Source organism: Abyssisolibacter sp. ZYX002 (assembly GCF_056892235.1).
The window spans coordinates 309082-324073 of record NZ_JARMXH010000003.1 but is presented as its reverse complement, the minus strand read 5'-3'; the positions used below and the strand labels follow the sequence as shown (position 1 = coordinate 324073).

Genomic DNA, 14992 nt, shown 5'->3' with positions numbered 1-14992 from the left:
CCTTTAGATGTTATTCCTTACTATTATTTATATAGTCTATTATTTTTTTAATTTCTTTTTTGTTTGAGCATGTTAATTCGTCGCTCATTTCTTCTTCAAAGTGCTTAAAAAACGCTTTTAAATTCCCTTTGTCATGATCGTATCTTATACATTTGTATCCTTTATCAACCAACTCTTTGACTTTGCCTAATTTTTGATCTTTCATACAACTTTCCCTCCTAATAATATTACTAATATCATTACTTAATAGGGGCAGTTTTATGCAAACTCAACATAAAATTTGGTTACTTTCTAGGTAGCTCTATTCTTTTATTATCTTCCGATTCTCTGTATATTACAAATTTGCTACCTATACTCTGTACAAACTCTGCATTTGATCTTTTTGCTACTTCATTAGCTGCTTCTTTAGTATCTAAAAAGCTGTTATTTAGTACTTTTACTTTAATTAACTCTCTTGCCTCTAGTGCATCCTCTATCTGATCAATAAAGGAATCTGTTATACCATTTTTACCCAATTGAAATATAGGTTCTATACTGTTTGCTAACTTTTTAAGATAGCTTCTTTGTTTACTAGTTATCACTTTTATTCCTCCTGTTCTAATGTTAGAAAAAGAACTCAAATTCATATCCACATATCTCAACTATATCTTCTTCTTGTACTCCTAGTTTTTCAAGTTCCTCAACTATACCTTTATCTCTAAATCTCTTTTGGAAATACCTAGTTGAATCAACATCATCAAAATTTGTTGAGTTCATTAATTTTTCTACAAAATCCCCTTCAACTATGTATCTGTCTCCTTCTTTTCTAACTGTATAACCATCATCATCAGATCTAACCTCTTTAATATCTTCTTCTACAATTATGAGAGGCTCTAATTTTGGTGAATTTTCTAATTCATTCCAAATTTGAAATTTAAGCTCATTTACTCCGCTTCTAGTAGCCGCTGAAAGCTTCATTACTTTATAACCTTTTGGCTCTAGCTCTTCTTTCAGCATATCATATCCTTCCTCTGCATCAGGTAAATCCATCTTATTAGCTACTACTATCTGTGGACGCTCTAATAATAATGGGTTGTATTTTTGTAGCTCTTCGTTTATTTTATAAAAATCATCTACTGGGTCTCTTCCTTCATGTCCTGAAGCATCTATCATATGAACTAGTACTTTTGTTCTCTCTATATGCCTTAAGAATTCATGTCCTAGCCCTATTCCCTCATGTGCACCTTCTATTAATCCAGGGATGTCGGCTACAACAAAACTTTTATTTTCACCTATTCTCACAAAGCCTAGATTTGGTTTTAATGTCGTAAAGTGATAATTCGCTATTTTAGGCTTTGCATCAGATATAGTAGATAGTATTGTTGATTTACCTACATTAGGGAATCCTATTAATCCAACCTCTGCTAATAATTTCAGCTCTAATATTATATGTCTTTCTTGCCCTTTTGAGCCACCTTCTGCAAAGTTAGGAGCTTGTCTTGTAGCTGTGGCAAATTTACAGTTTCCTTTTCCACCTCTACCACCTTTTGCCACTACAAATGTCTGTCCATTTTCTGTCATATCGGCAATCACTCTATCTGAATTTTCATCTTTAATTATTGTTCCTGGCGGTATTTTTATAATTAAATCTTGACCTTTCTTTCCATACTGATATTTAGAACGCCCATCTTCACCATTTTGCGCTTGGTACTTTTTTTTGTACCTAAAATCCATCAACGTTCTTAAACCTTCATCAACTTCTAGGATTACGTTACCCCCGTATCCTCCATCTCCTCCTGCTGGTCCGCCTGAAGGTTCGTATTTTTCTCTACGCCATGCCACTGCTCCATGACCACCATTGCCAGCTTTTACAAATATTTTCGCTTTATCTATAAACATCTTTACCATCCTTGCCTAGTTTTTTGGCTGTTTATTTTTATTTTTATTATACCATTAGTATGCCTTGATAGTATAAATATATTAAGTACTTTTTCCTATTTAAAAACAGCCTCTTTTTGGAGGCTGTTTTTTATATACTATTTTACGCTTGTACTGCTTCTCTAGAGTATACACTAACTTGCTTTCTGTTTTTGCCTTTTCTCTCAAACTTAACTATGCCATCAACAATTGCAAATAATGTATCATCTCCACCTCTTTTTACGTTGTTTCCTGGATGGATCTTTGTTCCTCTTTGTCTAACTAAAATATTACCAGCTAATACAAATTGACCGTCAGCTCTCTTTACACCAAGTCTCTTGGATTCACTGTCACGACCATTTTTAGAGCTACCAACACCTTTTTTATGTGCAAATAATTGTAAATTCACTCTTATCATTCTCTACACCTCCCTATATTTAAGGGTTACATATTTTGGATAACTGTCAATTACACTTTTTATACCAATAATCAATGTATCCATTACTATTTTCGCTTTATACCTTTTGTCTTTATCAATATCATCAGGTATCTTAATTTCCATAAAGCCATCATCATCTATGTTATACTTAACATCTATACCACAAATCTCTATAAGAGAATTTAATGCTGTATAGCTTAGTATTGATATGCTTGCACAAACAATATCTTTACCTATTTCATCATATCCAGCATGACCACTAGCTTTATATTTTCTTATATCGCCTAAGCTGTTAAGAAATACTTCTATTTTAATCATTTCTTTTTCCCAACTATGCGTTTATTTTTTCGATTACAACTTTTGTATATGGTTGACGATGACCTTGTTTCTTTCTGTAGTCTTTCTTTGGCTTATACTTGAATATGATTACTTTTTTAGCTTTACCATTCTCAACTACTTTACCTTCAACCGTAGAACCATCTACATAAGGCTTTCCAACTGTTAATTTACCTTCATCAGATAATAATAACACTTTTTCGAATTTTATACTGTCACCTTCATTTACGTTTAACTTTTCAACGAATACAGTATCTCCTTCTTGAACTCTATATTGTTTACCACCTGTTTCTATTACAGCGTACATAAATACACCTCCTCTAACCAGACTCGCCAATATTAGGTACTAATTAAGTTAACCCATATTGAGCGGCTACCTACAGATAATTATTTTAACAAATAACTTTGATATTGTCAAGGTCATATATAATTTAGATTAGTTTTTCTATTTCTTTTATACTCCCTATTCTTAAAATTTTAATTTTACCAAGCTGTGTTTCATCTTCTTTAAAATATATATTAATACCAAAGGTCTCTTTGATTTTATCTATATCTTGAATATGATTCTTTATAATTATATCATAGTAATAAGGATGTACTGAAAAGAGCACATTTTTTTCACACGTATGCTCATTAATCCTCTTAACTTCACTCTCTATCTGACGAACAATTTCATACTCTGACTGAATCTTTCCTTTACCTCCACAATATGGACAATATCTAAGAAGTCTACTAGATAATCTTTTACCTGTTTTTTTTCTAGTCATTTCTACCAGCCCAAGCTTAGTCATCCCTAAAACAGTAGTCCTTATTCTATCTTTTTTTAGATTTTTTTCTAATTCTTCTAATACCTTATTGTCGTCCTCTTCACTATACATATCTATAAAGTCAATAATTATTATACCACCTATATTTCTTAATCTAATCTGCCGTGCTATCTCTTTTGAGGCCTCTAAATTAGTTTGAAACACTGTATCTTCCAAGTTAGAGCTTCCTATATATTTACCAGTATTAACATCTATAACTGTAAGCGCTTCTGTCTCATCTATTACTAAATATCCACCATTTTCAAGCCATACCTTTTTATCTAAAGACGCATCTATTTGAGACTGTATTTTGTAATGTTCAAATATATTCTCAGCTAAATCAAAAAATTCAACTTTATCTGAAAGTACAGGGTTTTGAATGTTTATTTCTTCTAATACATCATTGTATTTACTATAGTTATTAATCACTAATTTATCTGTTTTATATGAAAATATATCTCTTACTACTCTCTCAACTACATCCAAATCTTCATGTATTAATTTTGGTGGTCTTCCCAGATTTTTTTCTCTTAGTATTCTCTTGTATTTTAGCTTTAGGTATTCTAAGTCAGATTGAATTTCTTCTTTAGTCTTATTTTCTGCAACAGTTCTTAGTATCAGTCCAAACTTCTCATCGTTTCTTAACTCATCTGCAATATCTTTTAGTCTTACTCTTTCTTTTTCAGCTATTATTTTCCTAGATATACCGACATAATCATTATTAGGCATATACACAAGGTATCTACCTGGAAATGTAATCTCAGTTGTAACTCTTGCACCTTTTGAACCATATGGTTCTTTTATAACTTGTACTATAATCTCCTGTCCAACTTTAACAACTTGCTGTATTAACGTCTTGTCTACATCTTTCTTAGCATCTTCATCAAAAGATTTCACCGCATCTTTAACATACAAAAAAGCATTCTTAACAAGTCCAATATCTACAAATGCTGCTTGCATACCTGGCAAAACATTAACTACTCTTCCTTTATAAATATTACCCAATGTCCTTTTGGTATCTTCTCTTTCTATATATAACTCTACTAATCTATTATCCTCTACAACTGCAGCTCTTTTCTGATTGACACCATCATCAATAATAATTTGATTCATAAAATTCTCTCCTTAGATAAATTAAATATCTGTATTGTTTTTATGCTAAAGGTGAAATGATTTTGTCATCTTTCTCAACAAAGAGCTCTATCCTTTGTATATCAAAACTTTTTACAGTTAACAATTCATTAAAATATTTCTTGATTACTTCTATCAGTACTTCTGGTTTTAAATTACCATCACTACCTGTACGTAATGTGCTTTTTATTATAGCAGTATCATTATCTAACATCAGTATATCTATGTCTTTTATCAGATTTCTTATTTCTACGACCTTTTTTACTTTCTTGCCTTTCTTTTTACCTATTTTAGTGTGCATTATTGATTTCTCTATTAATATAGCATCTATAATTTTCTGTAGTTCTTGTCTTTCTATCTCTCTATCAAACTTCATCTCTATAACATATTGTGACCATCTTATTAAACTCATTATGGATTTTTTGTTGTTAATATACTTTGCTTTAATTATTTCTATTCCTTCAGGCAAACTATGATTTAGTCTCTGTACAAATTCTTCTTCATTAATCTTTTCGCCTAGTTCTATATCTATATATTCCCCTTCGCTTTCAACTCCTAAGGATAATGCAGTTGCAAAAGATATTCTTGGTTGTGGGTTAAATCCTTGTGTATATACTACTGGAATATCTGCTCTCCTAAGTGCTCTATACATTAATCTCATCAAATCCAAATGAGAAATATACTTTAGATACCCACCTTTCTTGAATTTAGCTCTAATTAAGTTCATTACAAACACCACCATCAAACGTTGTATTTATACCACAAGCTGTACATCCTTGTCTGCAATCTCTTGTAGTTGTTTCTTTATTAGCTTTTTCATTTTCTCTTATTAGGTATTCTTTGCTAACTCCTATATCTATAAAATCCCACGGTAAAATCTCTTCATAAGTTCTATTTCTAATAGCATAAAAATCTGGATCTATACCTACTTCCTCAAACGATTTCATCCAAATATCAAAGTCAAAATGATCTGACCATCCATCAAATTTACAGCCATTTTCCCATGCTCTTATTATTGCTTTTGCAACCTTTCTATCACCTCTAGCTATTACTGCCTCTAGATAGCTAAGTTTTGAATCATGAGTATTTAACTTAATTTTCTTGTCTCTTATTTCTTTTCTTAGCATCTTTTGTTTTCTATCAAATTCTTCTATTTTGTTTTGTCCAAACCATTGGAATGGAGTAAAAGGCTTTGGTACAAAACACGATACGCTAGTTGTAATTTTTAGGTTACCTTTGAGTTTATCCTTTGGAACTGAAAAGAACAAATCTTTAACCTTATATGACAGTTCTTTAATACCAAGTATATCTTCATCTGTCTCAGTTGGAAGCCCTACCATAAAATAAAGTTTAACTGTAGACCATCCTTGCTTAAAAGCATCATTTACTGAATTAATCAAATCTTCCTCATTAATTCCTTTGTTTATAACGTCTCTTAACCTTTGACTTCCCGCTTCGGGAGCAAAAGTCAATCCAGTCTTTCTTATCTTTTGAATCTCTTCTATAATCTCCATAGAAAACGAATCAAGCCTAAGTGATGGTAATGATAGCCCTATCTTTTTGTCTTTGAATTCTTCTATTAGCCTTATTACTAAATTTTCTAAGTCAGAATAATCACTGGTACTTAATGATGAAAGTGATATTTCTTCGTGTCCTGTTGTTTTAACTAGTCTTTTTGCAAGGTCTACTAATGTGTCTATTCCTCTTTCCCTAACTGGTCTATATATCATCCCTGCCTGGCAGAATCTACATCCTCTAGTACATCCTCTAAATATCTCTAACATTATTCTGTCATGAACTGTTTCTATATAAGGAACAATAAACTTATCTGGATAATATGTCTTATCAAGATTTTTCTGTATTCTCTTTTTTATTTTTATTGGAAATTCATCTGATATAGGTTTCATTTCTCTAATTGTTCCATCATCGTTGTAATCAACATCATAGAACTCTGGTACATATACACCCTCTACCTTTGAAACCATCTTTAGAAATTCTGCTCTAGATAGCTTGCTTTTCTTCCATTCATCATATATATTCACTATTTCAACAAGAGACTCTTCTCCTTCACCTATAGAAAATATATCAACTATACCTACTAAAGGCTCCGGATTATAAGCACATGGTCCTCCTGCTATAACAAATGGATGTCCTTCTTTTCTGTCTGTAGCACGCAATGGAACATTACCTAGGTCAAGCATGTTGAGTATATTTGTATAGCTCATCTCATATTGAAGAGTAAACCCTACAAAATCAAATTCATCAAGCGAACTTTTTGTCTCTAATGAAAATAGCTTTATGTCATTTTCTCTCATTTTCTTCTCCATGTCTATCCAAGGAGAAAAAACTCTTTCACAATATACATTATCTTGATTATTTAAAATATTATATAATATGTGCATCCCTAAATGAGACATTCCAACTTCATAAACATCTGGAAAACAGAATGCAAACCTTATATTTATTTCGTTTAAGTTTTTAGTAATCATATTGACTTCATTGCCAATATATCTAGCAGGTTTTTCAACCTGTAGTAGTATATCTTTTAATTTCTCATTTGAAACCATTAATCAATCCACCTACATTTCTTAACTTTTGTTTTTTTGATTCACTTTTTATATTCGTCCACTTTTATTATATTAACATTTTTTCTTAAAACAAACTAGAATTAATTTTAATTAATTTAGTCTCTCTTTAATAATAATTCTCTTATTATAACATCAAATCCTTGTTTGAAAACACTTTCTATTAATTCTTCTTCACTTAATGTTCCAATTACTTTACCTGATTTATTTATAACAATAATTATATGGTATCTCATAGGTAATAATTTATTCAGTATTTTATTAACCTTTACATCTTCATAGCTAACTATTATATAAGCTTTTAGAACTTTTTTCCTCATCAATATATTTTTTCTATTTGCGAGATTACTTATAAAATAAAAAGATGATCTAGTTTTTTCTTTGTGGGCTATCTTAATAATATATATCATTAGCAAAACTATCATCATCAATCCAATATTATATACAAAAAAAGCATATAAGCTTATTATAATCATTACCATACAAATAAAATATGTAAAATATACAACAACTAAAGAGCCTGTTTTGTATCCCAAAAAGCATGATACTAAAGCTCTAGCTATTCTCCCTCCATCTAGTGGTAATAGTGGTAATATATTTAACCCTGCCATATATAAGTTATATTTAATAAGTACTGAAATAAACGCATTTGAACTATAATCGTACGGTAATACGTTTAATACCAATACTAATATAATATTCGAGATGGGGCCTAAAGCAGAGACTATTATATCTTTTTTTAAATTAAGACCAACATCAGTCGTTGTTTCTAATATACATCCAAATACAAATATATTTATTTTTTCAATCTTTGTCCCTGTCAACTTAGCCCCCACAAAATGTGCAAGTTCATGCAAAGATATTGTTACTAGAATAGCTATAAATTCAGTTATATCGTATAGTATAAACGGGACTAGTAGAAGTAAGCTACCACTAAGCTCTATAGTAAACCCTCTATATTTAATTATACGCATATTTTAACCATCATCAATACTTATTGTTGTATAATTTTTCCAAAGGATCGACTGCTACTTTATTTTCCCATATTTCAAAATGTAGCATTTTGCTTAACGATATTTCACCTATTTTATAATCTTTATTTAGTCGTTGTCCTTCTTTGATAAATACTTTATCTAGGTTTTGATATTTGCTCTTTATACCTTTATGATTTATAATCACAAAATATCCTCTATTTCTTTCGTTGCCAACATTTTGCACTACTCCATCTGCTATGCATATAACATCCTTTTTCAATGGCTTAATATCTAAGCCCTTGCTATTAATATATATGTCTTTACTCTTTCTAACCTTACCAAATCTTCGGTAAACTTTTCCTACTATTGGCCTACTTGCATCGGATATTATAGTACTATCTGTACTTTTTTCTTTACTCCCTTTTCCTACTAAACTCTTTAAAAACTCGAGAAATTTTTTACCATTACTTTTTACATCATAGTTTTCACTAACTGTTTTATCTATAAATTCAGCTGCTCTTTTAGTATGATTTGTATCTATTTTCTTAAGAAAGATAACACATAAAACTATGATAATACATATTATTATTTTTTTTAACTGGCTCTGATAAAATGATTTATTATTCCTTTTATAGTAGTAATTATTCCTCTTTTTATTACTCTTATTTAGGGCAAATTTGTTTGTATTCAAATAAAACACCACCTTAACTCATGTATAGATAGTTCTTATAATATTCTATTTGAATAATTTACGTTTTATTACAGTTAAATACTTGTCCATGATTCCTTTAATAGTAAATAACAATGCTATAAATCATCTTTATTTTAAAGAAGATATTAAATTCGAATACGCTATTTATTATTGTTCTTCCATCAGATTTATTCTTTATTAGATTCTAGCGTTTGAATTAAAAAAATAGACCTTTTAAAAACATCCTTTAAAAAGCCTATCTTATAATTTCAATAATAATTATTCAGTTGCATTTCTCCAGTCTAATTCTCCTCGCTCTAAAGCCTTTATTAGCACTTCTGCTGTTCCTAGATTTGTAGCCACTGGTATATTATGCACATCACATAGTCTCATTAAAGCTAAGATATCTGGTTCGTGTGGTTGTGCTGTTAATGGGTCTCTTAAAAATATAATCAAATCTATATCATTATCGGCTACTTTACTGCCTATTTGCTGGTCTCCTCCAAGTGGACCCGATAAAAATCTATGTAGTTTTAAACTCGTAGCTTCAATTATTCTTTTACCTGTCGTTCCTGTAGTAAACAAATTGTGCTTAGCAAGGATATCTTTAAAGGCTACAGCAAAATTAACCATATCATTTTTTTTCTTGTCATGTGCAATAAGTGCTATATTCATATTTTACCCCCATTTATTGGTGTATTCTTCGTACGCGTTTATGTAAACTTTCTCTAAAATATTTTATCACATTTTATTGCTTCTTACTAATATTTATTTAAATTTAAAATATAAAAGGGCTGTTTAGGGAAATCCTAAATCAGCCTTTTCATATTAATTCTAATCCATAGAACCTTCTTTCATTTTTATTATTGGTATGTTAGCTATGAGAGCTGATGACTTTATTTCGCCTTCTTCATCATTTCTTTTTCTAGTAACTTGAATATCTAACTTCTCTTCGTCTATTACCATGTAGTCAGAAATAACTTTTATTATATCTCCCTTCAACATATCAAGAAATTTAGGAGAAATATTAGTTCTGTCATGAATTAGTACAAGCCTTAATCTTTCTTTTGCGACATTCTTACTATTACTATTACCTTTACCAAATAAACTTGTAAAACCCATCTAAATACCTCCTTTAACTTCCAAATAATTTCATTCTTAGTTTATAAAACATTCCTCTTTTTACCTCTAAGTTTATATACTCTACTTCCTCGCCCATTATTCTTCTTGATATATTACTATATGCCTTACCTGATAGAGCACTCTGATCTGTAACTACTGGCTCACCTTTATTAGTAGATATTACTATTGCTTCGTCATCTGGCACTATTCCTATTAAATCTATAGCTAATATATCTATCATGTCTTCTATGTTCATCATATCACCACGCACAACCATCTCATGCCTTATTCTGTTCACAATTAATTTTGGATTGTGCAAGCCTTTTGCTTCTAATAATCCTATTATTCTGTCAGCATCTCTTACTGCAGATATCTCTGGTGTAGTTACTATAAATGCTCTATCTGCTCCAGCAACCGCATTTTTAAACCCTTGTTCTATTCCTGCTGGACAATCTATGATTACAAAGTCAAACATTTCCTTTAGTTCTTCTACTAATACTTGCATTTGCTCAGGAGATATTGCAGTTTTGTCTTTAGTTTGTGCTGCTGGTAATAAAAACAACCCTTCATGCCTTTTATCTCTTATTAATGCTTGCTTTAATCTACAGTTTTTCTCAACTACATCTACTATATTATAAACTATTCTATTTTCTAATCCCATAACAACATCTAAATTTCTTAGTCCTATATCTGCATCTACTACAACTACTTTTTTGCCATGCATTGCGAGGCCTGTCCCTATATTAGCTGTTGTTGTTGTTTTACCAACTCCACCTTTGCCTGATGTTATCACTAATGCTTCTCCCACAATTTAACCTCCTATAATAAGATATTCTTCTGTAAACATGGCTGTATGATTAACACGTCTTCTTTTATACTCGCCATTGCTGCCCATTTTATTTTATTGTCTTTATTGTCAGGACTCCTAGCTATTACATCTGCTATTCTAAGTTGTGATGAATACAGATGATTACATGCTATTATTGCACCTCTATTTCCATGACATCCAGCATGGGCTGTTCCTCTTAATGTACCTAATACTACAATATTTCCACTTGCTAGAACAACAGAGCCTGAATTGACATCTCCTAATATAACTAAATTCCCATCATACTCAATAGTCTGTCCTGACCTTATAGTTGTCCTTACGAATTTAGTCATACCTTCATCGATGTTTTTGCTGTATATTTTCTGCTGTATATTCGTTTCATCTATTAAATCTATATCAATACCATATTTATTAGTTACCACACACTCTATCTCTTCTTGTTCTTCTTTTGTAAGTTTTCTTCCTAGGATTTTAGTAACTTTACTTCCTTTAAAAAAATTCTTGCTTTTACCTAGCTTTTCATCAAGTTCTTTAATTATTTGATTTAATTCACCGTCTTTTATATGTATACTAAGACCTTCTTTATTTCCCTTAAATGTAACAAGGCTCATTTTTACCCTCCTATAAAACACTACACTAGTATTATTCTTCAGACTAAAACTTAATTCCTTCTAGTGGTTATTGAAAAGTATCGTTTAGGTATAAATTACTATATTTTTGATTGAATTTAGTCATATTTTTAAGTTTTTTGGGCTATTTTGCCAAATTATCGCTTTTATCTAAAAGACTAACTAAAATTATTCAGCTAGTCTTGTCTTCAAACTTATATTATCTTCTTCGTTATTCAAACCAAGATACTGCGCGATTATATCTTTTGCTATTGGGCCTGAGAAACCTCCATGGCCTCCTTGGAACACTACTGTAGCTACTGCTATTTGTGGATCATCATACGGTGCAAATGCAACAAACCAAGAATAATCATCGTATTTCTCTTTAGTTGCTGGATTTTTACCATCTTGCTCAGCTGTACCAGTTTTAACACCTACTTGTACTGGAAAATTTTTAAATATAGATCTTGCCGTACCATCTGTAGCAGCCATATTCATACCCTTTTTTACATAGTCTATATATCTATCATCTTTTAGCTTAACTTTTGTAGACTCTTTATTTTCTTTTGACAAAACAACATTACCATTGATGTCTTCAATCTTATTGACTACACTAACATCATATTTGTTACCACCATTCGCTAACGTAGCCATATAATTAGCAATCTGTATAGGTGTGTACGCATTTTGACCTTGTCCTATTGCTATATTAAAGGTATCTCCTAGCTTCCATCTGGCTTGGTAAAGATAAGTGTACGTCACCAAATCATTTAAACTATTTCTACTTCCACCAATCTTTCTACCAGGTTCAAATCCCAGCGCTTTTAACTTAGCATAAACCTTTTTACCTGTTAGATTTTCAGCATCATCAACCCAGCTCACAATCTCATTTATTTTTTCCTGTAGTTCTTCATCTGTTATTGTAATATCATCCTTCTTATAGTCCATAAGGCTTCTTTTTAAGAACCTTCTGAGTGATGTTTTGGTTAGTTCTTTCTTTGATGAAGGAACACCTTTAACCGTCTCTTCCGGTATATCTATTTCTATTCCAGTTTTCTCATTTAAACCAAACTTTGTTGCAACATCAAGTATATCTTGCTGTTCTATTCTTCTGCCTATTCTCCTGCCAGTTCTCAAATTCTCTCCAGCTGCCATAGTATAAAAGTAAAAGTTACAAGAATCTTTTATAGCTTTATACAAATTCGTTGGTCCATGTACGGCCCTTCTTGTATTCCAAAGCCAACATCCATATCTCTGCGTTCCAAGCTCTACATAACCAAGGGAATTGACTGTCAGATTAGGGCTTATCCCTTTTTCCAATACTGCTAACCCTGTAATCATTTTAAATACTGATCCTGGTTGTATAGCTGTCATTAATGATATGTTATATAGAGGTCTAGGTGCTAGTGGATCATCATCATTTTCTGGCTTTAAGCTATCGTAATCCTCATTAGATATACCTGTTACAAATAAGTTAGGATCATACGCTGGATAGTTAGCTAATGCTAACACCTGTCCCGTTTTTACATCTATAGCTACCGCTGCTGCTGATGTAGCATTTTTAAGTAATCTACCATCTTTTTCTGGTTTGTATTTATAATTACCCCATTTACTCTTATATTCTCCTGCAATCTGTATCTGCTCCAATGCTTGCTTAAGTGACTCTTCGGTAACCTTTTGCAACTTAGAATCTATTGACAAAAACAGATTATTTCCTGGCTTAGGCTGTTTTTCCTCTAAGACGTTAATTGTATTACCTCCAACATCTACCTCCATCTTTCTGTATCCATTTTTACCTTTAAATAATGTCTCAAACTTCTGTTCTATACCCGTTTTTCCTATTATATCATCTGGAAAATAACCTAACTCTGCATTATATTTCTCTATCTCTTTTTTTTGAGATATCTTTCCTAAATAGCCCAATACATGTGCTGCTGTTTTTCCCATAGGGTAAAATCTAGTTGGATCTATAGACACTTTAACTCCAGGTAGATCTGTATTGTTTTCCATTATTCTAGCATAGGTTGAATCTTTTACTTCATATGCAATATTAACAGGCTGATACGCAGTATATACTTTTCTACCTAGCTGTTGCGCTATAGAAAATATATATCTAGCCTCATAATCATTTAAGTCTTTAAAATCTTTATCTATATTATACTTAGTTCTTAATTTCTGAAACATTTCTTTTACGCTTTGTCCTTCTTTTATATTAGCTGATTTATATACAGTAATCCATTGATTCTTTTCTTTCAATGGCACGTATTGCCATTCAGTGATAGATATTTTAGGATTAATACCTGTAGTTAGTATCTCTTTTTGCATATTGTATGAATTGCGCTCATCTTTGATAAATGCTTCTAATACGTTTATCTTATATTCTTTTTCTTCTTTATCAATTATTTTACACTCTGCATTTAGTCCTATATGTATAAGTGCATCTATTGGCTCTAAATCAACAAATCCATATTTTGAATTAAACTTAGCTTTATCGCTATCGTTTGTGTACTTAAAAATAATCTGATTGTCAGCTATCTCATACATAATTGGGACATTTACATTGCTTTTAGTAAGTAAGTCAAATAATACTTTCGCCGGTATGAATTCACTCTCTTTTCCATCCTCTTCGCTAATTATTATCTTACTCAAATATGCTTTCAATGCTCCACTTTCTACAGCAATATTTATAAAGTCCTCTGTAGCGCTAGTCTTCATTGTTACGCTCGGAAACTGTTTCATCAATTTTCTTTTTATCTTCTCATAGTCCTCATCGTATGTGAACTTATACTCATCAAATTTAAAATTAGCACTTAAACCTTTTTGCAATAATAGTTCAAATACCATTTCTGAAACAATTGGATGTTTTAACATATATCTTAACTTCTTTTTATCATTTTTTAATCTATATGCTATAGAATCCTTTGCACCTAGCTCTGTAGGAATATTGTATTTAGACTTCCATTGTTGTACATCCTTAGATGTATCAAATTCAATTTGAACTTTCTTGTCTTGTGATAGACTAAATACAATAGGTATCTGCTCGTTTTTTTCTGCTATAGCTAGTACTGCCCTTTTTGCTGCAAAGAATGTAAACTCACCGTTTTTGTTTACTTCGTATTTGTTTAAAAGATTGTCTATTAAATTATTTGTTATCATTATATCAGCAATTTCTTCGTATGGATCTTTTCCTTCTAAATTAGGTCCCGAATAAGATATAGTATTTAGTACGATAGGAAACTCATTAATGTACTCTTCTCCTTCATCATCTAATATTCTAAGTAGATTAAGAGCTGTTTTATTCCTCTCTGTACTACTAACTTGATCCTTGATTATTTGCACAGTAAATGTTGGTCTATTTCCTGCCATTAATCTTCCATACCTATCTCTTATCTCACCTCTAGCTGGTCTTATTGGAATCTCCTGTACCCTCATCGAATCCGCTTTTTCTTTATATTCTTCACCTTTAACTAATGTTAAATCTGCTAATTTTAATACCATTATTACAAAAACAACTATAACAAAACTTAACATAATGGTATATCTATTTTTTATCTTTTCAATTATTTTCAATTAAA

General features: G+C 31.0%; 16 protein-coding genes. All 16 read right to left on the bottom strand.

The window, feature by feature from the left end; translation table 11 throughout:
* Positions 1-10 precede the first annotated feature (10 nt).
* The 16 genes from P3X86_RS11595 to P3X86_RS11520 all read right to left on the bottom strand — a co-directional run bounded on the left by P3X86_RS11595 (position 11) and on the right by P3X86_RS11520 (position 14987).
* Positions 11-205 carry a hypothetical protein gene (locus P3X86_RS11595; RefSeq protein WP_483292855.1) on the bottom strand — a complete coding sequence of 65 codons (195 nt, stop codon included), beginning with the start codon at positions 203-205 and terminating at the stop codon, positions 11-13.
* A 79-nt stretch (positions 206-284) separates the two neighbouring features.
* Positions 285-581 (bottom strand): ribosome assembly RNA-binding protein YhbY, encoded by a 297-nt coding sequence (yhbY, locus tag P3X86_RS11590; protein ID WP_483292854.1) that lies wholly within the window; start codon positions 579-581, stop codon positions 285-287.
* Positions 582-603: 22 nt separating this feature from the next.
* Positions 604-1878, bottom strand: coding sequence for a GTPase ObgE (gene obgE / locus P3X86_RS11585; RefSeq protein WP_483292853.1), 1275 nt, complete (start codon positions 1876-1878; stop codon positions 604-606).
* A 142-nt stretch (positions 1879-2020) separates the two neighbouring features.
* Positions 2021-2314 carry a 50S ribosomal protein L27 gene (gene rpmA / locus P3X86_RS11580; protein ID WP_483292852.1) on the bottom strand — a complete coding sequence of 98 codons (294 nt, stop codon included), beginning with the start codon at positions 2312-2314 and terminating at the stop codon, positions 2021-2023.
* Between the two features lie 3 nt (positions 2315-2317).
* Positions 2318-2653: a ribosomal-processing cysteine protease Prp gene (locus P3X86_RS11575; RefSeq protein ID WP_483292851.1), complete on the bottom strand. Its 336-nt coding sequence runs from the start codon at positions 2651-2653 to the stop codon at positions 2318-2320.
* Positions 2654-2666: 13 nt separating this feature from the next.
* Positions 2667-2978, bottom strand: coding sequence for a 50S ribosomal protein L21 (gene rplU, locus P3X86_RS11570; RefSeq protein WP_483292850.1), 312 nt, complete (start codon positions 2976-2978; stop codon positions 2667-2669).
* Positions 2979-3102: 124 nt separating this feature from the next.
* Positions 3103-4590 (bottom strand): Rne/Rng family ribonuclease, encoded by a 1488-nt coding sequence (locus P3X86_RS11565; protein ID WP_483292849.1) that lies wholly within the window; start codon positions 4588-4590, stop codon positions 3103-3105.
* Between the two features lie 40 nt (positions 4591-4630).
* The gene (locus tag P3X86_RS11560) at positions 4631-5335 is read right to left on the bottom strand and encodes a TIGR03936 family radical SAM-associated protein (protein ID WP_483292848.1); all 705 of its coding nucleotides are present in this window, start codon (positions 5333-5335) and stop codon (positions 4631-4633) included.
* Positions 5322-7175 carry a TIGR03960 family B12-binding radical SAM protein gene (locus P3X86_RS11555; RefSeq protein WP_483292847.1) on the bottom strand — a complete coding sequence of 618 codons (1854 nt, stop codon included), beginning with the start codon at positions 7173-7175 and terminating at the stop codon, positions 5322-5324. Before P3X86_RS11555 ends, P3X86_RS11560 begins: the two co-directional genes overlap by 14 nt.
* 116 nt (positions 7176-7291) lie before the next feature.
* Entirely contained in the window at positions 7292-8167 is an 876-nt protein-coding gene (locus P3X86_RS11550; RefSeq protein ID WP_483292846.1) for a zinc metalloprotease, read from the bottom strand.
* Between the two features lie 13 nt (positions 8168-8180).
* The gene (locus tag P3X86_RS11545; protein WP_483292845.1) at positions 8181-8858 is read right to left on the bottom strand and encodes a murein hydrolase activator EnvC family protein; all 678 of its coding nucleotides are present in this window, start codon (positions 8856-8858) and stop codon (positions 8181-8183) included.
* A 279-nt stretch (positions 8859-9137) separates the two neighbouring features.
* Positions 9138-9533 (bottom strand): methylglyoxal synthase, encoded by a 396-nt coding sequence (gene mgsA / locus P3X86_RS11540; protein WP_483292844.1) that lies wholly within the window; start codon positions 9531-9533, stop codon positions 9138-9140.
* Positions 9534-9692: 159 nt separating this feature from the next.
* A complete protein-coding gene (gene minE / locus P3X86_RS11535; protein ID WP_483292843.1) occupies positions 9693-9980 on the bottom strand; it encodes a cell division topological specificity factor MinE in 288 nt (95 codons plus the stop codon).
* A gap of 13 nt (positions 9981-9993) precedes the next feature.
* On the bottom strand, positions 9994-10788 hold the full coding sequence (gene minD, locus P3X86_RS11530) for a septum site-determining protein MinD (protein WP_483292842.1): 795 nt from the start codon (positions 10786-10788) through the stop codon (positions 9994-9996).
* A gap of 11 nt (positions 10789-10799) precedes the next feature.
* Positions 10800-11420: a septum site-determining protein MinC gene (gene minC / locus P3X86_RS11525; protein WP_483292841.1), complete on the bottom strand. Its 621-nt coding sequence runs from the start codon at positions 11418-11420 to the stop codon at positions 10800-10802.
* Positions 11421-11606: 186 nt separating this feature from the next.
* Positions 11607-14987, bottom strand: coding sequence for a penicillin-binding transpeptidase domain-containing protein (locus tag P3X86_RS11520; protein WP_483292840.1), 3381 nt, complete (start codon positions 14985-14987; stop codon positions 11607-11609).
* Positions 14988-14992 lie beyond the last annotated feature (5 nt).